The organism is Paenibacillus sp. NRS-1781, from assembly GCF_050467745.1.
GTDB lineage: Bacteria > Bacillota > Bacilli > Paenibacillales > Paenibacillaceae > Paenibacillus > Paenibacillus terrae_A.
Map to the genome: position 1 here is coordinate 104833 of NZ_JBITPI010000015.1, position 22130 is coordinate 126962.

Sequence of the window (22130 nt, forward strand, 5' to 3'; positions counted from 1 at the left end):
TCATTTATTGTACCATAATCACGAGCTTGTCACAGTCTTTATTAGGACTTAAGAACTGGAAACGTCTGCCTTGGACATAGTAGTCTCAAAAGCAGCCTCTTCACGGCGGGAACGGTTCAATCTGCTATGCAGAATGAAAAACAGGATGGACAAAACCGCCACGCCCGATGCCAGCCAAAGTGTGGGTGGCAGACCTCCGCCATCATATAGCCTCCCCATGATATAAGGCCCCATCACCCGTCCGGCAGCGCCAATCCCCCCGACTAACCCGATGTAAAAGGGTGCTCCCCGACCCCCGTGGTCCGACAAAAATGCCGGAACCGCTGGTGCGATCAGCATCTCTCCCAGGGTTGCCAAAACCATGGCGAATATCATCCCCGTATAGTTCTGTGTGCCTAGCATGACGATATAGGCAACCAAATAAAATCCTCCGGCCCACGTCATTTGAACCGAAGCATGCCGGGCATAAAGACGCTTGAGCCAGAAAATAATCGGCTGTGCAGCAAAAATAAGCACACCGTTCAGTGTCCATAGTAGCCCGTACATCGTTTTAGGCAAGCCCTGCTCAATAATATATGGAGATACGCCCGTATTCCAGATCGAATTACCGAACCATAAAAAGAGGGAGCCTAACCCGACGAAGAGATACAGCCTGGTATCACGGAAAAGCAGCCGCGCTGGTATTTCCTCTGTTCTTTTCTTCACAGACTTGCTGAGATGAACTTCTCCCTCTTCCCGGTCGACCCTGCTCAGATAGGACCAGAAAAACCCGGCAAATACCGCAGAGGTAATCCCGTTCATGACAAAGCTGAACTGATAGGAGAGATCGGCCAGAACGCCGCTCAGTCCCGTACCCAACGCCACCCCTATATTATTGGCAACATAGATAATGTTAAACAGCTCTCCACGACGGTCAGCAAAGCGGAAACCTACAAATGCCTGAATTGCGGGCACAGATACGACATTAAAAAAGCCGATAAAGCCCATCATAATAACAAACGCAACCCAGTGACCGCTGGTAAAAGGAAGCGTGAGAAGTCCCAGCGCGTTCATTGCCAGCGAGCCGACAATCAGTTTTTTGGCCCCAATGCGGTGATAAAGGGCTCCTCCCAGCACCTGACCAAAAATCCCGCCCAGGGACTGCACCAAAATCGCAATCCCCGCATCTCCCATACTGCGGTGCAGCTCGTCAAACACATACATGCTAACCAACGGCCACATGAGAGAGCTTCCGGCGGAATTAATCAGGCTGGCGACAAGAAACACTTTCACTTCTTTCGGATAAGAATCCAACCATTTCATATATTTTGTTTCTCCTTTAGCATCTGACACCATAACAAGACATTATCTCATTGACGCTTCACATTCACCACCGTTGAAAAGAAAGTAGCCCCCCGCCCCATATCCGACAGTCGGTCAGAGGTTAGTACATTGGCACGCTGTCTGCGTCCTTTACCTTCCCACCATAACCCTTGGCTAATCACCGTACCAGGCAGCATCAGATCCGTGACCTTGGCTTCCAGCTCATACGTTCCCCGGTCGTTCCATACCGTAACCGGATCACCGTCCGCGATGTATCTTGCCTGAGCATCCTCCGGGTGAATTTGCAGCAAAGGTTCCTGTTCCAGCCGCTGATGCTTGGGCAAATTCGCGAACGTAGAATTTAGAAAATTATGATTCGGTGGCGAGATAAACATCAGCGGGAACCGCTCGTCCGCTTGCGGTCGATGCTCTCCGTCATATCCTTCGATCAGCGGCACATACGAAGGCATCGCGGGCAAACCCGCCTGCTTCATCTTTTCCGAATACAGCTCAATCTTGCCCGAAGGCGTAGTCAGACGATCCAGATAGGTAGCCTTTGGCGTCATGTCCAGTTTGACAAAAGGTGACTTTTTTAAGGCTTCCAAGGTCACACCGTTGAGATAAGGATTCGTCGGGTTATCAAGTGCACCCGCGATCATGTCCTCTTCACTTTCCATGAAAGCAGCCTCATCAAAGCCCATAGCCTGTCCGAGCAGGCTAAACAGCTCATAGTTGCTTTTGCTTTCCCCGAGTGGAGCAATGACCGGCTCCTGCATCTGGATATAATGATGCCAATACGATTTATACAGGTCTGTGCCTTCAAAAGAAGACGCCGCAGGCAGGACAATATCCGCATAGCGGGCCGTATCGGTGAGGAACAGGTCGTGAACGACCGTGAACAAATCCTCCCGTTCAAATCCCTGCGTCACCCGATCAGCATCAGGTGCTACGACAACCGGATTGCTGCAATACACGAACAGCGCCTTGATCGGCTCGTCCTTCTGTAGCAGCGCTTCGCCGATTTGGTTCATGTTGATCACCCGGGCATCCGGGTTCTTACGCAGATCAGGACGCGCCAGGTTGGCACTGTTGAATTTGCCGTAAGCCCCATTGGAACGTGATGCTCCCCCGCCGTGCTTCAGCCATTGCCCGGTGAGCGCAGGCAAGCATGTAACCGCGCGTACATTCATACCTCCATTATCGTGATGCTGAAGTCCGTTGCCAATGTTGATATACGCCGCTCGCGCCTGCCCGTACATCTCCGCCAGACGGATAATATCTGCTTCCGGCACGCCTGTAATGCGTGAGACCCGCTGTGGAGTATATGCCTTCACATGCTCGCGCAGTTCCTCATGACCGACCGTATATCGACGCAAAAATTCATCGTCCGTCAGCCCTTGCTCGAACAGTACATGCATAACACCCAGCGCAAGCGCGGTATCCGTCCCCGGGTAGAGCGGAATGAACCAATCCGCCCATTGCGCTGTCCGATTGCGGTGGACATCAATGACGATCACCTTGGCACCTTTTTTACGTGCCTTCTCAGCCAATACCACTTGATGCATATTGGTGCTAATGACATTTCCACCCCATACAATAATGAGGTCAGCATCCTCTGTATCCTCCGGACTGGTGCCACCCTTAAAACCCATGACGGATGCCCAGCCTTCATTCCCAGCCACACTGCAAATCGTCTGGTCCAGTTGGCTTGAACCCAGCGCATTGAAAAAACGGCGATCCATCCCGTCCACACTCAACACGCCCATATTGCCGTAAAAGCTATAGGGGAGAATAGATTCCGGTCCGTCCGTGCGAATCAGTTCCTTGAAGCGGCCTGTAATGGTATCCACTGCCTCCTCCCAGCTAATTCGTTCGAACTTCCCTTGCCCCTTGGGACCTACACGCTTCAACGGATAGAGCAGCCGCTCAGGATCATACACTCGCTCCGTCATATTGCGAACTTTGTTGCAAATGGCTCCTTTCGTAATAGGATGATCCGGATTACCGGTCACCTTGACGATCTTTCCATCTTCCTTGTGAAGCAGGAGCCCGCACGTATCCGGGCAATCCAGCGGACATACAGCCGGAAAAACACCGTCCGTACGCTCCGTCGTTCGCTGCCCCCTTTGCAAGTCTTGCTGAAGCACAGCCTCAGGAGGCGCGCTGTTGCGATGATCCATGGTGTTGATGCTCCTTTCCGTTACCGTTTCCAAAAATTACACTGTTCTTATCATATATACAGCTATGTCCTATGGCAAGAGAAGGATTTTGCCAACCCAAATCCGTCCACAAAGCTCAAAAAATCCGCTTGCTGCTCACAGCAAAACGGATTTCTAATATTCTATATTTTTTTTGATCATACCTGTTTCAGTATTGCATACCAAGGGTAAAAGAGATCAAGGCATTATGGACGAGAGCACACTCATCCTCCATGCCAAATCATGGACCACTCCCAAAAAAATCCGCCATGACAGGTTTCGTTCCCCCGGACCTGCCATGGCGGATTTGCTTTGTTCCCATTTTTTCAAAGCGCTGCTTAATCAAGCATGGTCACTCAACGGAGTTGTTGCAGTAGACGAAGGTGCCTGAGATGAATCATTCACAGAATGTACAGCGGAATGGGGCTTTTTCAAATATGCCAACCAGTAAGCTCCAGCTACGAACATGCTTCCTCCCACCAAATTCCCCAGCCAAACCGGAATGAAGTTCATGACATAATCTGCCCATGAAAAATGACCTGCGAAAATAGCCGCCGGAATCAGAAACATATTGGCTACAACGTGCTGGAATCCGATAGCTACAAAGGCCATTGTTGGGAACCAGATCCCCATAATTTTGCCACCGATCGAATCCGTGCTATACGCCAGCCATACAGCCAGCGCTACCAGCCAGTTACATCCAATACCGGATATAAACGATTGCAAAAAACTCTCATGCAGCTTGTGTCCCGCCATATCAACCACTTTGTCCAAATAAGGTCCTGTCTCGGTTAAACCCAGCACATGACCAAAGAAAAAGGCAACAAACAACGCGCCTGCAAAATTACTAAGCGTAATAATCGCCAAATTACGGAACATCGCCCCGGTCTTGATCCGTCCTGCCCATCTCGCCAAAGGGACAGCCATCATATTACCAGTCAGCAATTCTCCGCCTCCGATCAATACCAATACCAGACCTACAGGGAACACGGCTGCTCCAATAAAGGTAGCGATACTTCCCCATTCTTTGGGTGCGCTTGCGATAACACGTATATCCAGCAAAAAACCAAGCGCAATGAATGCACCTGCCAAAAATCCCAATACCACCGCCACAGTCCATGGATTGTTCGCTTTGGCCACTCCTGTTTCCACCGTCTTTTCAGCAATCTGCACCGGTTTATAACTTGCCATATATTCCGCTCCTTTAACATCTTTTCACTCGAATGTTCTCTCTCATATTTTATTTAAAATCAGTGATTTTGTTTGTGAAAAAAATCACTTTAATGAATATTAAAAAAAACAGCCCTTGGATAAAGGGCTGTTTTTCATGTATTATTACGTCTACTGCGCCTACTATGCGCTTTACATTTAGTTGTATTCTTCCTTTTCAACTGCTCTCAAGAACCAAATAACTCCGCCGAGGCCTCCCAGCGCCACGACTACAAGAAAAAGGATATAAAACAAATCCATAAGCTACTTACCCCCTAATCCTTATGCTACTATATATTGTACTATAAGGATTCGTGCATACGTCTCAGATTGTTGACAAACTTATGAACAATGTCACAGACAAAATGAATTATACGGTAATTGGCTTCCGTTCAGTTATTGGCGGCAATGCTTGCAAACCCGCTGCATTCAAGAAATTCCAAGGCTTGTTATAATGCGGCTGGAAGAAGAAATCCACAAAGGCCAGTTGATCAATGGTCATATGATTTTGGATCGCCACCGACAGGGTATTAATCGATTGGGTCAAATCTACCTTCGACATCATTTGTGCCCCGACAATTCTCCGTGTTTCCTGCTCATATACAACCTTCAGCAGCACCTTTTCCGACGTTGGCATAAATTCAGGACGGTAGCTGTCCTCAATGGTTACAGCCTCTACAGCCATACCTTCGTCTGCTGCTGCCGCTTCCGTCAAACCTGTTCCTGCAATATTATCTTCATAAATTTTAATACCCGAAGTTCCCTGTGTTCCCATATAGGCAATGGTCGGTTGAACCAAATTGCGTGCCACCAGGGTACCCATACGAACAGCGTTGGTTGCCAATGGAATATAAGCTGTTTTGCCTGTCGGGTTGTAGCGGATTGCACAGCTATCGCCTGCGGCAAATACGTCCGGGCAGCTGCTTTGCATATAATTGTCCACAATGATCGCGCCGTTGGGCAGCATGTCTACCTGACCTTTAAGCAGATCCGTTTGAGGACGGAAGCCGATACAGAGAATAACAAGCTCTGTTTCATATTCTCCTTTGGATGTAACCACTTTATTCACCTTACCGTTACTTCCTTCAAAACGGCTCACTGTTTCTCCCAGCACCAGCTTGATGCCATGTTGCTTCAAGGAACCTTCAATTCGGTCTGTATATTCCGGGTCCAAATATTTATTCAAAATACGATCCGCGCTGTCAATCAGCGTAACGTTCTTACCGTTCATTTGAAAAGCTTCCACCAGCTCAACACCGATATATCCGGCTCCGACAACTGTAATGTTCTGTACATGCTTGGCTTTCTCAATGATGTCATTGGAATGATTATAGTTTTTGCAGAGCAGAATATGATCAAGCTCAATACCTTCAAGCTTCGGAATAATAGGCCACGAGCCTGTAGTTACAATCAATTTATCAAAGGTGTCCGTGAATTCCTCTCCTGTTTGGAGATTGCGTGCTTGCAGCGTTTTGCCTGCTGTATCGACATTCGTTACCTCATGAAGCATCTTGGTCACGACACCCAGCTCAGCCAGTTCATTCGGAGAAGAATAAAATAAACCGTGCGGATCTTTGACGACACCACCTACGTACAGTGCAATACCACAGGATAAAAACGAAATATTGTCATTACGCTCATAAACGGTAATTTCTGCATCTGGATAGCATTTGGCTGTGTTGACGATGGCTGCCGTACCTGCGTGTGTACATCCGATAACTGCTACTTTCATGTTGAATTCCTCCTTGGTGTGGGCATAAAATGTATAATTGTGAATTGTTTCACGTAACTACTTTGTTGATTGTGATTTATTTCACTTCATGCACTTATTATAATGTGACATTTTTCACATTGCAATAGCTTTCTATGATATTCACAATTTGTCCACATTTTTAAAGTCAGGAAGATACAAAGTCAGCCGTTTGCTGAAACGACTCTTTGCTTCATTCAGTTTTTCCCGTACGGGGCTTGATTATGCCTTTTATCAGGCTTCCAAATGCTACTGCAACGATCAACCGAATGTGAAATGCAGACAACAAAAAAGGCCGAACCCCGGAAAAACAACGGAGATTCGACCTTATCTATACGTATATTTCTGACCAAGCTGGAAGCTATTACAGGAGTTGCTCGATAGCCGCTTTCATCGCCTCTGGTGATTCCTTGGGTTCAAATCGCCCCACAGGCACCCCTTCACGATCCACAATGAATTTCGTGAAATTCCATTGAATCGTGCCGTTTTCCTGTTCTCCAGGCTGCTGCTTTTTCAAATATTCAAACAGAGGTGCTGTATCCGGACCGTTAACGTCCACTTTAGCGAATACTGGGAAATTAACCCCGTAATTCAGTTGGCAAAATTCAGCCGCTTCCTCGCTGCTGCCCGGCTCTTGACCGCCAAATTGGTTACAAGGGAAGCCTAATACAACCAGTCCCCGATCCTTATATTCATCATATAGCTTTTGCAAATCCCCATATTGCGGGGTAAGTCCGCATTTGCTTGCGGTATTCGCGATGACCAGCACCTTACCGGTGTAGGTATCCAGAAGAACCTCCTGATTCGCTGGTGTTACGGCATGATGTGAATAGACAGACATATAGCACCCTCCTTTGTTTCGCTTGGTTTAAGTTTCATCACCTATTTTACCCAAAACGAGACGGACATGCCAATATCACTCGATACTAGCGAGACGCCACCACTTCGAGTCTGCGTTCTTCACGTTCTGAAGCGGACATCCTTGGACACGCAAAACAATACCGCTGTCCTCCACCTGTCTTGTAATATTGACAGCAGGACGGTTTCATATATGCCTTCTCACCGGGACGGTAAGGGTTATCCAGCTCAGCGAGACGAACCGTAAACGGGTTTCTTTTTCGCCCGAATACCTCTCCCTCCAACTCCCGTGTCACATAATCATAATCTTGTTCAAAATGCTCCACATCCTGTGGATCGGCTAGCGATGGCTGTACTCTGTCCTTAAAATACAGCAAAGTCAGCGGGAACTGTCCCCACATCTGTCCAACAGATGCACCTCCTACCGAAGCCATCGCCTCCAGTATCGGTCTGATCTGCAAGCTGTAAAAGTCACGCAACACCTGCTGCGCTTGACCGGATGAATGATGCTCGTCTTGTCGGATGTTGTCCAGCTCTGTTTGGTCGATGACCTGAAAGCTGATGGCGGGATATTTCCCTTGATAACAAATATGAAATCTGAGATTGGAAACGGACAGATCGAGACGGCGTTCACACAAAGACACCATAAAATGCTGAGCAAACACAAGACCTCGCAACTGGTTTACAAAATAAACGGCTGTGGTCAAGCTGTCTTCCGCACGCAGCAACTCACCATAATACTCCATCACAGAGCCAAGCTTATCCAGTTCAAGCCATTCTGCCACGGGTCCGGAGTATACTGCATCTTCAGGTGTGTCTGTCACTATTCGCGCCAATTGCTCAAGCTGATCATAATCCAGTGGTTTCATTAGGTCTCCTTTATCCTCTTGCCGCTACCTGTGGTCTGGCTTCACGCCGCTCGGAAACGGAGCCTACTAGTGGATTCCCTTCCAGTTTCAATCCCTTTACGGCTTGGCTTACCGATGGTTGTCCGGCCAAAGCATATGGAAGACACAGCGGTACACCTGTACGAGGATCTGTTACGATATCTGCTTCAATACCGAACACCTCGCGCAGCACGTCAGGGGACATGACCTCGGTCGGCGTTCCTACAGCCTCGGCCTTCCCTTTTTTGATCGCGATCATATGCTGGGCGTACCGGGCTGCATGGTTCAAATCATGCACGACCATGACAATGGTACGTTCAGCCGAAGTGTTCAAATACTCTAACAAATGCAACACTTCCAATTGATGCGCCATATCCAAAAAGGTAGTCGGTTCATCCAGAAACAAAATATCCGTATCCTGCGCAAGCGCCATGGCAATCCATGCACGCTGGCGCTGCCCGCCAGAAAGCTGGTCGATCGGGCGATCGTGGAACTCGCTCATTCCTGTCACCTGAATGGCCCACTCTACCATTTTACGATCATCTGCTTTCATAGAGCCAAAGCCTTTTTGATAGGGGAAACGTCCGTAAGATACCAGTTCCGTCACAGTCAATCCTTCCGGTGCAGTCGGATTTTGCGGCAAAATAGCCAACTGCTTCGCTACCTCCCGGGTGGATTGCTTATGAATGGATTTACCGTCGAGCAAAACGCTGCCGCCTTTAGGATTCATGATGCGAGCCATCGTCTTCAGAATGGTGGACTTGCCGGAGCCATTTGCGCCCACCAATGCTGTGATTTTCCCTTGCGGTATTTCAACGTTCAGATCCTCCACAATCAACCGATCTTCATAAGCAATATCCAGATTAGCCGTTTTCAGACGAAACATTCGGAATCATTCCTTTCCCTTATCTAATATATAGTCACGGGCTTAACGCACGATATTCATCAAAACTTCATTCTATCTTTATATAATAAAGATATTGATAATCATTATCAAGTATTGATTGGCGCATTTCACTTTCACATACGAATCATTTCTCCGAAAATGCCCCTGAAATTTCACAAAAAAAGACCACAGCTCCTCAAAGCTGTGATCTTCTAATATTCGGCAGACAACATCAAGACTGTGCAGAACGCAGCCCAAATGCTTCAGCCATAAGACGTATGGATTTCAACTTGGCGTCAAAATCGTGAATAATGCTTGCGACCATGATTTCCTGTGTATGATAAGTCTCACTCAATTGCTCAATTTGGTGCTTCACCTGCTCGGGTGAGCCGACCACCATACGCTTGCGATTCTCGCGGATGCGCATCCGGTCATATGGCGTATACGGATAGGCCAATGCCTTTTCTACGGTAGGTGTACCAGCGGAGCGCATTCCCTGCTCCAGCAACACCAGGGACAGGTCCACACTGGAAGCCAATCGGTTGGCTTCCTCTTCGGTATCCGCACAGATAGCAAATACAGCGACAAGCGAACGCGGCTGATCACTGTGCTGCGAAGGCTTAAAATGCTCCTGATACTCTTTCATCGCTCCTGTGCCGCCTTCGCCGTTGATGAACTGCGCAAATGCGAAGCCCACGCCGCGTTCGGCTGCAAGCCCTGCACTGTCGCCACTGGAGCCGAGCAGCCACATTTCCGGCACGGTTTCTACGAGCGGCATGGCCTGTAATGAGCCGAAGCGATGCTCACTGCCTGTACTGTCATGCAAATAGGCTAGCAAGTCATCCAGTTGCTCAGGGTACAGATCGACGCCACCTCTCATTTTGCCCTCCTGCAAGGCTCTGGTAGCGATTGGCATGCCTCCCGGGGCACGTCCCAGGCCCAAATCCATGCGCCCCGGGTACAAGCCCTCCAGCACACGGAAGTTTTCCGCTACTTTATAAGCGCTGTAATGCGGCAGCATCACACCCCCTGATCCCACTCGAAGGGTGGAGGTTCGAGCGGCCAGATGCGAAATCAATACCTCCGGGCTGGAACCAGCAAGATTAGAGGAAGCATGATGCTCTGATACCCAAAAGCGATGATAACCCAAGCGCTCCGCCTCTATAGCAAGCTCAGCGGTCTTTTGTAATGCTTGCGCATGCGTCGTGCCTTCCGATACCGGAGATTGGTCAAGAATGCTGAGTTTTATCATATAAAGTCTGACCTTTCTATTTGGGAATAAGAATAGGCATTAATTATAGCACGCGAAGCCACAGTTTCCCAAGAGGGGTCCATTTGATTTATACTGGAAAATTGATTTTACACCTGAATTGGAAATGTTTATTTTTCGTTGAGGCTCGACGTCACTTTATCCGCTTCATAAAGATGTGAACGCTTTTTAAAGAAGCTAAAGAGATGGGTGACGATAACCTTCAATACAGCATAGCCCGGCACCGCCAGTATAATCCCTACCACTCCAAACAGATTGCCCGCCGTCAGAATGACAAAGATAATCGTGATCGGATGCACCCGGAGAGACTTGCCCATAATTTGCGGAGAAATAAATTTACCCTCAATGAGCTGTACGACTGTCCATACGATGACCATTTTGAGCAGCATAACCGGAGATGTTACCAAAGCTACAATTAATGCAGGCGTAATGGCAATCACAGGTCCCAAATAAGGAACAACGCTCGTAAAGGACGCAATGACGGCAAGCGTCAGAGAATAGTCCAGCCCGATGATCAAGTAGCCGATATACAACAGCACCCCGATACAGAAGCTGACAATAATCTGCCCCCGGATATACGAGCTGACCTGATGATTCATTTCGGTCATAATGCGATCAGTCTCTTTACGAAACATAGGGGGGAACATCTTCAGGACCGACTGTGGCAGCTTGCGTCCATCCTTCAGCAGGTAGAACAGAATAAATGGAACCGTAGCGATCGCAATCACCGTTTCTGTGACTACACCCAAAAAGCTTCCCAAGCTTGCCCAGGCATTATTAATGAAGGCAGATAACTTTTCAGAAGCCTTGGAGGCCAGCTCCGACGGATTGAATTGAATCGTGTTTTGGAACTGGTTCACAAAGTCACTGCCAATTAATTTCTCAAACTGTTTTTGTACTTGCTCGCTATATGCAGGCACATTTTGAATCAACCCCTGAATCTGATCGTTGATCACAGGCACTACCGATGTAATCACGATGGTAATAACCCCTATGATGAGCAAATAAAGCACAATAATGGAGTATATCCGTTTAACCTTGTTGCGCTCCAGTACATCAACCAGCGGATTGAACAGATAGTACAAAACACCGGACAAAATGACAGGGAGAATGATCGTTTTCAGCAGCACAATGATAGGGAGAAATATGTACGAAATTTTGGTGAGCACCAATGCATTTAAGCCGATCAGCAGCAGTACCAGCAGGAATAACACAAACTTGTTGTTCAGAAAAAACTTTTTGAATCGGTCTTTCCATGCCGGAGTTGTTTCCACATGACATTCCCCTTCTCTTTAAGCAAATGAGTGTAATGATCTTACATATGGTTAGGATATATTTTTAGATTAATATATACAAGGTTATACCCAAATAACACAAAAGCAAACAAAGTTGTACGAAAGCATACAGACTTTGCTTGCTTTGGAATGTTATGGAGTATCGTTTGTCTTGGTTGCAGCGGAATCCGTCGTTGTAGTCACAGATTTGTTTTCTTGCTCAAATATATTTTGTATAAAGCTCTTGAGCTTTCTCTGGTCCACACCCAACACCTGTGCCCCCTTAACCGTTGTCTCTCGTACCAGCTCATTCGGTGGAATTTGCTGTTTCGCCATGGTTTTGGCGTCGATATTAAAACCCAATGAAGCCAGTTGCAGCATTTCCGTTGTGCTCAGATTCGTTTCGATATACGGAGAGATACTGTTTAAAATACTTGGCAGCTTAATCAGAGACGAGGTCGACTGAATTTTGCCACCCAGCTCGGTAATAAATTTGCGTTGCCGCTCCGTACGTGTAAAATCGGAAGTGGCATCATGACGAAAACGCACATATTGCAAGGCCGTTTTACCGTCCATGTGTTGCATTCCCTTTTTCAAATCAATATCAAACTGGTGCTTGTCTGCTTTGGAAGTGTAGTACATATCTTTTTCGACATCCAGATCAATACCACCCACAGAATCTACCAGCGCAATAAAGCCGTTAAAATCCGTGTATACATAGTATTGGATGGGTATGCCGAGCAGGTCGCTCACCGTTTGTCTGGTCAGATCAGGCCCACCGTAAGAAAATGCGGCATTCAATCGACTTTGCCCATGGCCCGGAATATCCACGTACGTATCACGCAGGATCGACATGAGCGTAGCCTTCTTCGTGACCGGATCAACAGAAGCAACCATAACAGAGTCAGAGCGTCCTGAATCCTCCCCGCGTGAATCGCCGCCCAGCAGCAAAATATTCACTCTCTCTTTCCCATCCCACTCCGGGGGAAGAGACACTTCTATGGGCTGTACATTCGTTGGGGACTGGCTTTGTGCTTGCGGCTTAAATTTCGAATCCTGACCGGAAGCGACCGAAATCTGATTTGTAAAATGATATATAGAGTAAGCATAATATCCGCCCACCAAAAGAACTGCCGCAGTCACAGAAATCCCCAACCATTTTAATATTTTTCGCATATTTTCGGGTAACCTCGCTTTTATTCAACATCTTTCAGCTTATAAAAGCATACCCTCCCTGCAAGTTATCTGTCAATTCGCGTCGTCTGTTCAACGTACACGATTGACCTGTGACTAATGGTAGTTTTCCTTGTCTGTCACGCTGTTATTCTTATGTTCTTGCGGCGCCAGATTAGCATGGTCAGGACTGTCCGCGTACCATGGATTAAGATGCACAAGCACCTCGTAAACCCTCGGCTCCTGCTTCATCACAGCCCCTTTGATTAGCCGGATAATATCATGTCCCTGCTGAATCGTCAGAGAGGCATCCACAGAAGCACGGATATCCACAATAATGTAATGACCGTGCTCGCGGGCACGGATGCGGTCAATTCGCTGAACCTCGGCTACACTTAGGGCTGCTTCGGCATAGCTTTCGATTTCCTCGGTTGCAATCGCCTTTTCCATCAGTACATCGATGGATTCACGGCCCATTTCCCATGCCAATCTCAGAACCAGCAGTGCGACTACAAACCCGGCAATCGGGTCACCGTAGGATAAAATATGAATGCTCCACTGCTCCCCGATCAAGCCCAAACCGATACCCAGTACAGCAGCAGCGGAGGCGTACACGTCCGCCAGATGATCTTTGGCCGTAGCAATGAGACCCTGGCTATTGGCTGCCTTTCCGATACGGATCGTATATATATATAGCCATTGCTTCCAGAGCAGGGAGATGATCGCCGCCACCAATGCCAGTATATGTTCCTTTGGCATAGGCTCAAACAACGCGATAATGGAATGGTAGCCGATAAATATGCCGGCTGCGAACAAAATGACCGCCACCACGCTGGCTCCAATAACCTCTGCCTTGCCGTGACCATATGGATGATCCTCATCCGGCGGCAGACTCGATATACGCATCGCCCCTAGCGCCGTTGCCGAGGCGATTACGTCCCCGGCGTTATGCACACCATCAGCAACCAGCACCTTGCTGTTGAACATGACTCCTGTAATGATCTTAATGCCGGTTAATAGGATGTTACTGATCAGGCTGATCCACGCTGACACCATAGCGCGTTTGCCCATATCCTGTTCCTGCATGATGTATAACCTCCGTATCTATCTTAAAAACAACTGTTATCGCCAAGTTAATCCGTTGTTTTTAAGGCAGCTATGCTGCTGCTTTACTTTGATTGCCCAAAATAGTAATGCCGCTTATTCCATCCTATGATGCTGCTGCATTGGCGGCATGGGTGGAGATGATAATAGCCCCGGAAGATGAGCCTCTCCGGGGCTATTATCATAACCATAGTTGAGCGTTCTATGAGAACGCTCTTGCTTTATCTGGACCGTCCGCGACGGCCTCCCTGTCCTTGAGCCCCGCGTGGGCCGCCTTTGGCCTGTCCACCGCGACCACCTTGGCCTCCGCGCGCGGAACCACCGCTGCTGCGGTCATACCCGCCGCGTTCGCTGCTTTGCCCTGCGGAGCGGCCTTGGCCTCCGCGAGCGGAGCCGCCGCTGCTGCGGTCATACCCGCCGCGTTCGCTGCTTTGCCCTGCGGAGCGGCCTTGGCCTCCGCGCGTGGAACCACCGCTGCTGCGGTCATACCCGCCGCGTTCGCTGCTTTGCCCTGCGGAGCGACCTTGGCCTCCGCGAGCGGAGCCGCCGCTGCTGCGGTCATACCCGCCGCGTTCGCTGCTGCTGGAGCGACGTTCGCCGCCTGCGGAGGCTGTGCGCCCTTCGCGCGGCTGTTCCCGCTCCGTACGGCCATGGCCTGCGCCGTCACGACGGTCCGCCTGTTCACGGCCGCTGCCCCGGCGTCCGCCGCCGGAACCGTTGCCGCCGAAGGAACGGCGGTCGTTTCTGCCTGAGCGGCGTGCTCCATCCTGCCGCTCAGTTGTACCAGCAGCAGGTCTACGCTGCCCGCCGCCCTCGCTGCTGGTGAATGTGACACCAGCAACCTTCTGGATGTTCCGAAGCTCTGGAACATCCCGTGGCGTGGCGAGCGTTACCGCCACACCCTTGCCTCCGGCACGGCCAGTACGCCCGATGCGGTGAATGTAGCTTTCGGCATCCTGCGGCATGTCATAGTTGAAGACATGCGTTACGCCTTCCACATCCAGGCCGCGTGCGGCTACATCGGTCGCTACAAGCAATTGAAGCTTCGCTTCACGGAACGCCTTCATCACTTGCTCGCGCTTGTTCTGGGACAAATCCCCGTGAAGCTCGCCGCTCACAAAGCCCATTTCCTGCAACTGCTCATTTAACGCAGCAGCGCGGCGCTTCGTACGGCAGAAAATAACAGCCAAATACGGACGATCCGCATTCAGCATATCCACTAATGCTTGCTGCTTGCCCCGATCCGTCGTCTGTACAACGACCTGACGGATTTGGCTCACCGGAACGGAAGAAGCAGACTTCACTTTTACATCCACAGGCTCGTTCATATATACACGAGCCAGTTTGCGGATACCTGCTGGCATTGTAGCGGAGAACAGCATCGTCTGTCTCCGGTACGGAACTTCCTGAAGAATCGTCTCTACATCGTTCAGAAAGCCCATGTGCAGCATTTGGTCGGCTTCATCCAGCACCAGCATTTTAACACCGCTCAGATCCAGCGTGCCGCGTCTCAGGTGATCCAGCAATCGTCCGGGTGTACCGATAATCAACTGTGCGCCACCCTTCAGCTTGCGAAGCTGACGCTCTACATCCTGTCCTCCGTAAACAGCCAGCAACGACAAGCTTGGCTCCGTAGCAGCCAACAAGTTCGCTTCCTGTGTAATCTGGAGCGCCAGCTCACGCGTTGGAGCAATCACGAGCGCCTGCGGATGGCGCTTGTCCAGATTCATTTTTTGCAAAATCGGCAGTAAAAACGCAAGCGTTTTACCTGTTCCCGTATGCGCCTCGGCAATAACATCCTGGCCTTCCATCAACAGCGGAATGGATTCCTGTTGCACAGGTGTTGGTACTGTAATTCCCTGCTCTTTCAAGGCGTCTACCCAATGCTGCTCAACGCGTAATGCTGCAAAATTCTTCAAGTGGTATTCACTTCCCTTATCTGTATTCAATATGTGTCACGTAAAATAGGTTCATGTGCCATATGACATCCATCGTTCCATAGTTCAGAATTCCCATTTTTGTATCGGTTCTCATTCAACCCTTTTCAGGAAGGGAGCTTATCCGTTATCGTTGATTCTGTTCATGTAACCCAAACATACGGCCGCAATGCGGCTCAGGCCGTTCCATATATGACTTTCCTAGTATACGCGAAGTTGAACGGGTTTCCAAACCATTTTAATGAACGGATGCAAAAGGTGAATTTAGTTGCCATGTCAGATATTATGAAATAAGAAATGCTCGAACAGGATACCCAGACATGAATTATGTTTTTCAGTCATGGACTTGTTTTTCTTTACCACAATCTTGAAAAATACATTATACTAAACATCAGGAGGTTGAAACTTATGCATATTCAGGTTCAAAACGTTGAAAAAAAAGAAAACGATTATCTCATTCATTACAAGGCCGGGGGCGCACTGCCGTTCGTTCCGCATGATATTGTTCTGATTCATGGCAAGCAGTATTTTATCGGCACGATTGTGGAGGTAGAGTCGGAACAGGCTCTTGTACGGATCAATCCCGAATACGAGAATCAGCTGTCAGGCTCCATCGGGCTTGAACTGGCTTTCTCACCGACAGTCTCCATTCAAGGAGCAGATAAAATTGTGGAAAAGCTCGGATATTTCCCTCCCTTTCATTATGACCAAATTACAGCAGCGGATATCACAAAGGACCAGATAACATTAACGATTGAACTATCACCCCCCACGGTACTGATACCCAAATCACCCGATCTGACTCCTTCCGCTGAACAGCCTTCAATTTCTATGTCTTCAACGGAAAATGTACCCCGTTACGCGGTGACCTTTACTTTTTTAGAGACAAAGGAACATGAGTTGACAGCTATGGAAACGGAAAATATCATTTTACAGCTTGATTTCCGTTATGAAGAAGCGGACATGGTCATTGATATTGATGCAATAACCGGTCTGTCAGGCAGTTTCCTGTGCAGAGGCATCCGTGCGGAGATTGCAGAGTTAAATGAATATACAGGGGGCTCGGGAGCAATTGCTGCAACATGAGGAATTCGGCGTGTCTGCCAAGCGGGAATTGTCAAGATAATCGACAACCAAAGGAGAATCAACCTACTCATGCGAGTCAAAATATTTATATTCATACTTATCATCGGGGTAATATGTGTTCCCGCCTATTTCATCATGAGCAGCTTCGGGTTATTTCAAAATGAAAAGGTACTTGTACAGTACAAGGTTGCCGTGGACCTGGAGGGTGAAAAGTATGATGCCTGGCCTGTCATCAGCAGCTTTACCGCTATAGACAAAAAAGGCGACGACCGTCAGCTCTACTATCAGGCGGAAGGCGCCGGCTTGGAATACTTGTTTCAGTTAGCCTATGGACAATATGAACTCAAGCCCTCCAACGAAAATCCTTTTCTGGACGGAAGAATTCACTACACCCTGGATCATCCCGATTACGTCCGGCAAGAGAAGAAATATAAGAACGCCAACGATTACAGTCAGTTACAGCATTATTATAACCAGCAGGAACAAGTCATCTATACTTATAACCCCGAAGCCAGGCTGGACAAGGCATATGTTCGCTCCATTATCACAACAGGTATGACTCACAGCTCTGGTGGATCAAGCAGTCTTGTGAAAGATAACTACATCAATATCAGTAGACTGTTCAAGGACAAGCTGGGAATTACCGTAAAAGTAGACGTGGACGAGGACAACAAAATCGTTACTCTATCCATGATATGAAAAATAACGATGAAAAAGGAAGGAGCTACTTATGACAGAAACACAACAACATCGATGGGGACCTGCTTATTTGGAGGGATGGGCTGTACCCGAGAACCCAGACGCATGGATCGAGCAGGAATGGACAGGAAAGCTCCGTTCACAGGCCGGACATACGAAATTTCATATTTTTTATTATGGAGAGTGGATGGACGAGCTGATCGCCGTGACTGAATTTGCACCTCAGCTCATGATTGCGGAGGATACGGTCACGGGCGAACAGATCGTGATATTTGACGGAACCCGACACGGTTACGATGCACTGCTATGCGAAGTATATACGGAGGAACAGCAGAACAACCGCACTCCCCTTTTACCCTATTTAGATGAAGACGGTGAGGATACGTTTGAAGTGAGCGTGACCGCTTATTACAATGTGGATTGGGATGATGAATTTTCAGACGATGTGGATGAGGATGGGCAGCTTGAGCTGATCAACGGCAAGCTATGCGATTTTGAAGAGGCGAAGCGAAACGGCTTTGATGCGATTAGTATTACGATTACAAGCGCCAAAGGTCTGAAAACAGAAATCATTCAGGAAGAGCTGGCATGACGAGGATGGAACAGAAACACTTCAAGGATGAATCTCTGAGCGTGAGCATACAAACCTTTAATAGTCTCGAAGCGTTAGTCCCAGACGTTAGCCAAAACGGGTATGAATGAATGGGTATATACTGTCAATAGAACCTATTATATCATCCCTGAGGAAAAGCAATGGGAGCTGGAGGATGCAGGTCTCACCGTCACCAATCACCGCGATGAAAGTATTCCTGCTTCCCTTTCCGATCACCATGCACAGACATGGATGGAGATAGCAACCGTGCACGATGTCATTGAAGTGCTACCGCAGCGGCAACGAGCCGGACATCCACCGCATCGCACAGGGACTTCAGTATTACCATGAATACGATGCTTTTATGGAATAAGAGACGCCAGCAGTGCTTTTACCACAGGATCAGCCTGTTTCAGACTGCTTTTCAGCTTCTTCTTGCCGCCCCAAATTCGGTAAACGAGCAGCTCTTTGTCGTAATCGTCCAGCTTCTCAAGCTCCTCGACCAGCACCTGTGCCTGCTCCACATTTTGGATTCCGGACGACTTCAACGGCTTGGCACTTTGGTTGCCTGCCAGAAGAATCTTCGTCCAAACTGGAATCGTGTCCGGTGTCAGTCCATGCGCTTCGGCAAAAGCAGCCGCGTAGCCGTCCTGTACCGACTGATGCTCCGTGTCCACCAGCTTCATATAGCGAATCACCCATGGAAAATAGTCCGTTCCTTTCAGGCCCAGTCCCATCACCGCATAGGTGCCCGGCATCGCCGATTTTTCTCCTGGCTCCACATCGTTGTACCACTTGAACTCTTCCATCACGATATCTGCATATTCAGCCAGTAGCGGGTAGAGAGCGGGATATTCCAGTGCATTGGCAAAAAAACGATGCAACGTGGATTTAGCCAGCTTGGGCACAGGCAGGATATTTTTCACCTTGCTCTTGAGCTTCAGGCGATATTCCTTGGTAAAGCCCTTCTGTAAAATATCGCATACATATACGAGCGCTTCCCTGTAGCTCTCTTCTTCCTCCGAACGAATATGAACCTCCAGCGTTTGCAAAATATCATTCGCTTTACAGGTGACACGCTCGCTTGTGTATAGCGCTGGAATGCTACCTGATCCGCTCTTGAGCCACTGGGCGGCCTGATCCGAGCCTAGCTGTGAAGCGATCTCCAAATATTTCTGCCGTGCATCGGCATCGGTCGAACCCACTCGCATGGCGGTGAGCAGGAACATCTCCATGGCTGGTGCAGGAATATCTGAAGGACGAATATCAGGCTTCAGCGTATAATCCAACCCGTAGCTTTTTTCACGATCCGCATACCTCGCCAAAAATTCATCTTCAGCCCAACGCTTCAAGTCACCGTTAAGCTGATGTCTCCATGCTTCCTCACGATTGCGGCTCACCTTCACTTTTGCATCCATTCGATCCAGAAGGTCACCTACCCGTTCGGCATCTATAGGGTACAAATGAGGATCGAGCAAGTGCCTCACAAAGAAAAAATCGTCCTTTTCCTTCGGCACAGCTTTACTGGAGGGGTTGAGCTTCTGTTCCACAAACTGTTGGATAGAGGCTAACAAATGCTGTCGTTTATCTTCGTTTAGAAGTGAAAATGTAAAATGGCTGGATTTCTTCTCCAAGACCACTTCCAGATGAAATTCCAGCCGATAACGAAAGAACATGGAGCTAAATTGTTCAGACTTAAACAGCGTCTCGATCCGTTCCCTGATCACAGGCATCCATTCGTCCTGCACCTGCTGGAGCGTAACACCCTCCGTAAAATTAGGAATCTTCGTATCCGGTTTACGACTGTCCCAATCAAATAGCTCATACATGTCTACCCGTAGTCCGTTCTTATTACACATGACGTTCAAGTATTCATGAATTCCTTCGTGAAGGGCACTTTTGGTCTGGAATTCGGCGATTCGTTTTTGCTCAGAAGCGTATACCTTATCAATTGCCTCGAAAATCGGATCTATGTATGCTTGTACCCCTGATACCATTATGATGTGTTCCTCCTTCATCCCCTACAAATTGTAGTTCTAACGTAATTAAGATAGACTAATTTATAACTATTTTATTTCCTGATTATAGCATATCTCTCATTTACTTTTGGACTCAATGAACAGAAAGCAACGGAGCTTCGTAATGAGATTCTGTCATTCTTGCAGAAGCAGTATTGCCGGACTTTAAAGTAAAAGGAGGACGAATGAAAATGACGGCATATTTTGAGCAAACCCTTGATAGGCTGGGGGATATCGCAAAACGTCTGAGACAAAGCGGAATGCCTGACGTGGAATACAAGTGGACGGAGGGCATCTCCACAGGTGAGCTAACTGCGCTGGAGGAACGACTACAGAGACCTTTACCCGCCTCCCTGTCAGAATTGATACAACGATGTGGCAGCCTATACCTGTTATGGTCGCTCCCCCAACACTGTATTGTAAGTGATGTATCGGGACGTACAGGTGAACATAGCTCCATCTCTGATTACGAACTGAACATACTCGAAGATATCACGGGTGAGTTTGGCTGGAATCATGAGTATATTAGCTATTTCACATCTTATGGGGAAAATGCAGACTCACCAGCGACGACGGACGAACATCGGTATCTGATTTTCAACTACAACGGTGCGGGCGATCCGGTACTGCTCGATTTGGCGACATCATCTGCCGAGCCAGCGGTGTTCTGCTATGATCACGAGCAGGATCGTTTCACCTTGCTTGCGGACAATCTGGCCGCCTATATAGACACCATCCTCACACTACACGGCCTATGGATATGGAATTGGACGACAGTGATTGACGAGCATGGCATTCAGCTAAAAAGTCCCCCGCTACAAATGTGGGTACGCTGGCTGGATACGTTCTGCAATGTGAAGCTGGAGGATGCCCATTCACTTGAGGCTTTGATTAGACACACCACGATGCATGGTGTAGACAATCCTGCCATATTACAGGCTTTTCAGCCCTATGATCCGAAGGATATTTTTCTTGCCTGGGGGCAACGCATTCAGCATAACCCTACACAACTCGCTACATGGGCCGTTTTTATAGGAGAAACCGCTGGCGACGGGGCTGCCGACTGGGTCCGCTCCTTATGGCAGCCGGGCAACGTGCAAGCGTGGACTTCATCTTCGGTTCCAAATAGCGGCTCTATTGCTGTAGGTACATTTGTATCCACCCGTGCCTACCTGACCGCCCGCTGCCTGCCCGAGCATGAAGGATTAGCATACGTTTGCGATTACCTGCTACAGCATTCGACGGGGAATGGTAAATTAGAAGGGTACACCGCTAACGGGCAGTTACAGCATTTTCATTCACCACAGGTCATTGACTGGATGCGGGATAAGGTGAATCATCCGGTGGATGGCTGGGCAACGCTTTTCGCTCAATCCAGTCCTACAGCTGAGCAACTGCTGGAATGGCTATCTGATAGTGAGCTTTATCAGAAAATTGCAACCGAAGCACTGGATATCATGATCCACCGAAATCTTCTTCCCACTCTGGAAACAGACGCTTGGGCTAATATCTCAGACCTGCTTCATGCTTCTTTGCAGCTTGTTATGCTCAAAAAAGATAAACGCCGTATTGAAGCAGTGCTAGAGCAGCTTTCTGATTTGGGGCTTTGTTAACCTTTTTCAAGGGGTTAAGCCGCTGACGCAGCGGCTTAACCCCTTGAAAAAGGTATCTATAGTAAATGAAATTAATTCGTCATTCGATTTTTCCGTAGGGAAATCAAAATTCAGGAGCAGAGAAGTCAAGCCGTGCAACATGCTCCACACGGATGTGGCGATCAGGCGATCATCCCCTTGAGTTATGCTGCCATCATCCATAGCGGCTTTTAGTCCGGATTCAAGCAGCTCAAAGCCTTTAAAGCGTCCACTGTCAATAAGGCTGATCAAGCTT

General features: G+C 48.4%; 19 protein-coding genes. 5 read left to right on the forward strand and 14 right to left on the reverse strand.

The genetic code is table 11. From position 1 onward, the window contains the following. Positions 1-48: 48 nt before the first annotated feature. From ACIFO6_RS05125 to ACIFO6_RS05180, 12 genes are all read right to left on the reverse strand, one after another. On the reverse strand, positions 49-1302 hold the full coding sequence (locus tag ACIFO6_RS05125) for an MFS transporter (RefSeq protein WP_430038713.1): 1254 nt from the start codon (positions 1300-1302) through the stop codon (positions 49-51). A gap of 47 nt (positions 1303-1349) precedes the next feature. Beyond that, positions 1350-3482 carry a molybdopterin-containing oxidoreductase family protein gene (locus ACIFO6_RS05130; protein WP_430038715.1) on the reverse strand — a complete coding sequence of 711 codons (2133 nt, stop codon included), beginning with the start codon at positions 3480-3482 and terminating at the stop codon, positions 1350-1352. A 360-nt stretch (positions 3483-3842) separates the two neighbouring features. After that, positions 3843-4691 carry a formate/nitrite transporter family protein gene (locus ACIFO6_RS05135; RefSeq protein ID WP_430038717.1) on the reverse strand — a complete coding sequence of 283 codons (849 nt, stop codon included), beginning with the start codon at positions 4689-4691 and terminating at the stop codon, positions 3843-3845. 388 nt (positions 4692-5079) lie between these two features. Then, on the reverse strand, positions 5080-6441 hold the full coding sequence (locus ACIFO6_RS05140) for an FAD-dependent oxidoreductase (protein ID WP_430038719.1): 1362 nt from the start codon (positions 6439-6441) through the stop codon (positions 5080-5082). A gap of 382 nt (positions 6442-6823) precedes the next feature. After that, positions 6824-7300, reverse strand: a complete 477-nt coding sequence (locus ACIFO6_RS05145; protein ID WP_430038721.1) for a glutathione peroxidase — start codon at positions 7298-7300, stop codon at positions 6824-6826. An 85-nt stretch (positions 7301-7385) separates the two neighbouring features. Then, on the reverse strand, positions 7386-8186 hold the full coding sequence (locus ACIFO6_RS05150) for a hypothetical protein (RefSeq protein ID WP_430038723.1): 801 nt from the start codon (positions 8184-8186) through the stop codon (positions 7386-7388). A gap of 10 nt (positions 8187-8196) precedes the next feature. Further along, positions 8197-9090 carry an ABC transporter ATP-binding protein gene (locus ACIFO6_RS05155; protein ID WP_430038725.1) on the reverse strand — a complete coding sequence of 298 codons (894 nt, stop codon included), beginning with the start codon at positions 9088-9090 and terminating at the stop codon, positions 8197-8199. Between the two features lie 232 nt (positions 9091-9322). Then, the gene (locus tag ACIFO6_RS05160) at positions 9323-10342 is read right to left on the reverse strand and encodes an LLM class flavin-dependent oxidoreductase (protein WP_430038727.1); all 1020 of its coding nucleotides are present in this window, start codon (positions 10340-10342) and stop codon (positions 9323-9325) included. Positions 10343-10470: 128 nt separating this feature from the next. Beyond that, a complete protein-coding gene (locus ACIFO6_RS05165) occupies positions 10471-11634 on the reverse strand; it encodes an AI-2E family transporter (RefSeq protein ID WP_430038729.1) in 1164 nt (387 codons plus the stop codon). A 153-nt stretch (positions 11635-11787) separates the two neighbouring features. Then, positions 11788-12810 (reverse strand): LCP family protein, encoded by a 1023-nt coding sequence (locus ACIFO6_RS05170; RefSeq protein ID WP_430038731.1) that lies wholly within the window; start codon positions 12808-12810, stop codon positions 11788-11790. Between the two features lie 114 nt (positions 12811-12924). Then, on the reverse strand, positions 12925-13893 hold the full coding sequence (locus tag ACIFO6_RS05175) for a cation diffusion facilitator family transporter (protein ID WP_430038733.1): 969 nt from the start codon (positions 13891-13893) through the stop codon (positions 12925-12927). Positions 13894-14132: 239 nt separating this feature from the next. Further along, positions 14133-15830, reverse strand: a complete 1698-nt coding sequence (locus ACIFO6_RS05180) for a DEAD/DEAH box helicase (protein WP_430038735.1) — start codon at positions 15828-15830, stop codon at positions 14133-14135. 426 nt (positions 15831-16256) lie between these two features. On the opposite strand from ACIFO6_RS05180, the gene ACIFO6_RS05185 reads away from it, so the two are divergent. The 4 genes from ACIFO6_RS05185 (at position 16257) to ACIFO6_RS05200 (ending at position 18576) form a co-directional block, all read left to right on the forward strand. Next, positions 16257-16934: an immunity 50 family protein gene (locus tag ACIFO6_RS05185; protein WP_430038737.1), complete on the forward strand. Its 678-nt coding sequence runs from the start codon at positions 16257-16259 to the stop codon at positions 16932-16934. A gap of 69 nt (positions 16935-17003) precedes the next feature. Continuing rightward, a complete protein-coding gene (locus ACIFO6_RS05190) occupies positions 17004-17633 on the forward strand; it encodes a hypothetical protein (RefSeq protein WP_430038739.1) in 630 nt (209 codons plus the stop codon). 31 nt (positions 17634-17664) lie between these two features. Beyond that, the gene (locus tag ACIFO6_RS05195; protein WP_430038741.1) at positions 17665-18225 is read left to right on the forward strand and encodes a hypothetical protein; all 561 of its coding nucleotides are present in this window, start codon (positions 17665-17667) and stop codon (positions 18223-18225) included. Positions 18226-18327: 102 nt separating this feature from the next. After that, the gene (locus ACIFO6_RS05200; protein ID WP_430038743.1) at positions 18328-18576 is read left to right on the forward strand and encodes a hypothetical protein; all 249 of its coding nucleotides are present in this window, start codon (positions 18328-18330) and stop codon (positions 18574-18576) included. A gap of 11 nt (positions 18577-18587) precedes the next feature. Here ACIFO6_RS05200 and ACIFO6_RS05205 read toward each other — a convergent pair whose 3' ends face one another. After that, positions 18588-20222 carry a DUF6138 family protein gene (locus tag ACIFO6_RS05205; protein WP_430038745.1) on the reverse strand — a complete coding sequence of 545 codons (1635 nt, stop codon included), beginning with the start codon at positions 20220-20222 and terminating at the stop codon, positions 18588-18590. Between the two features lie 212 nt (positions 20223-20434). Between ACIFO6_RS05205 and ACIFO6_RS05210 the strand changes: the two genes are divergently transcribed. Then, a complete protein-coding gene (locus ACIFO6_RS05210) occupies positions 20435-21856 on the forward strand; it encodes an SMI1/KNR4 family protein (RefSeq protein ID WP_430038747.1) in 1422 nt (473 codons plus the stop codon). A 6-nt stretch (positions 21857-21862) separates the two neighbouring features. Here ACIFO6_RS05210 and ACIFO6_RS05215 read toward each other — a convergent pair whose 3' ends face one another. Next, the gene (locus tag ACIFO6_RS05215) at positions 21863-22126 is read right to left on the reverse strand and encodes a TetR-like C-terminal domain-containing protein (RefSeq protein ID WP_430038749.1); all 264 of its coding nucleotides are present in this window, start codon (positions 22124-22126) and stop codon (positions 21863-21865) included. Positions 22127-22130 lie beyond the last annotated feature (4 nt).

Excerpts from the sequence above, each read along its gene's own strand:
- ACIFO6_RS05125 (WP_430038713.1), bottom strand. The coding sequence starts at position 1,302 with ATGAAATGGTTGGATTCTTATCCGAAAGAAGTGAAAGTGTTTCTTGTC.
- ACIFO6_RS05130 (WP_430038715.1), bottom strand. The coding sequence starts at position 3,482 with ATGGATCATCGCAACAGCGCGCCTCCTGAGGCTGTGCTTCAGCAAGAC.
- ACIFO6_RS05135 (WP_430038717.1), bottom strand. The coding sequence starts at position 4,691 with ATGGCAAGTTATAAACCGGTGCAGATTGCTGAAAAGACGGTGGAAACA.
- ACIFO6_RS05140 (WP_430038719.1), bottom strand. The coding sequence starts at position 6,441 with ATGAAAGTAGCAGTTATCGGATGTACACACGCAGGTACGGCAGCCATC.
- ACIFO6_RS05145 (WP_430038721.1), bottom strand. The coding sequence starts at position 7,300 with ATGTCTGTCTATTCACATCATGCCGTAACACCAGCGAATCAGGAGGTT.
- ACIFO6_RS05150 (WP_430038723.1), bottom strand. The coding sequence starts at position 8,186 with ATGAAACCACTGGATTATGATCAGCTTGAGCAATTGGCGCGAATAGTG.
- ACIFO6_RS05155 (WP_430038725.1), bottom strand. The coding sequence starts at position 9,090 with ATGTTTCGTCTGAAAACGGCTAATCTGGATATTGCTTATGAAGATCGG.
- ACIFO6_RS05160 (WP_430038727.1), bottom strand. The coding sequence starts at position 10,342 with ATGATAAAACTCAGCATTCTTGACCAATCTCCGGTATCGGAAGGCACG.
- ACIFO6_RS05170 (WP_430038731.1), bottom strand. The coding sequence starts at position 12,810 with ATGCGAAAAATATTAAAATGGTTGGGGATTTCTGTGACTGCGGCAGTT.
- ACIFO6_RS05175 (WP_430038733.1), bottom strand. The coding sequence starts at position 13,893 with ATGCAGGAACAGGATATGGGCAAACGCGCTATGGTGTCAGCGTGGATC.
- ACIFO6_RS05185 (WP_430038737.1), top strand. The coding sequence starts at position 16,257 with ATGCATATTCAGGTTCAAAACGTTGAAAAAAAAGAAAACGATTATCTC.
- ACIFO6_RS05190 (WP_430038739.1), top strand. The coding sequence starts at position 17,004 with ATGCGAGTCAAAATATTTATATTCATACTTATCATCGGGGTAATATGT.
- ACIFO6_RS05195 (WP_430038741.1), top strand. The coding sequence starts at position 17,665 with ATGACAGAAACACAACAACATCGATGGGGACCTGCTTATTTGGAGGGA.
- ACIFO6_RS05200 (WP_430038743.1), top strand. The coding sequence starts at position 18,328 with ATGAATGAATGGGTATATACTGTCAATAGAACCTATTATATCATCCCT.
- ACIFO6_RS05205 (WP_430038745.1), bottom strand. The coding sequence starts at position 20,222 with ATGGTATCAGGGGTACAAGCATACATAGATCCGATTTTCGAGGCAATT.
- ACIFO6_RS05210 (WP_430038747.1), top strand. The coding sequence starts at position 20,435 with ATGACGGCATATTTTGAGCAAACCCTTGATAGGCTGGGGGATATCGCA.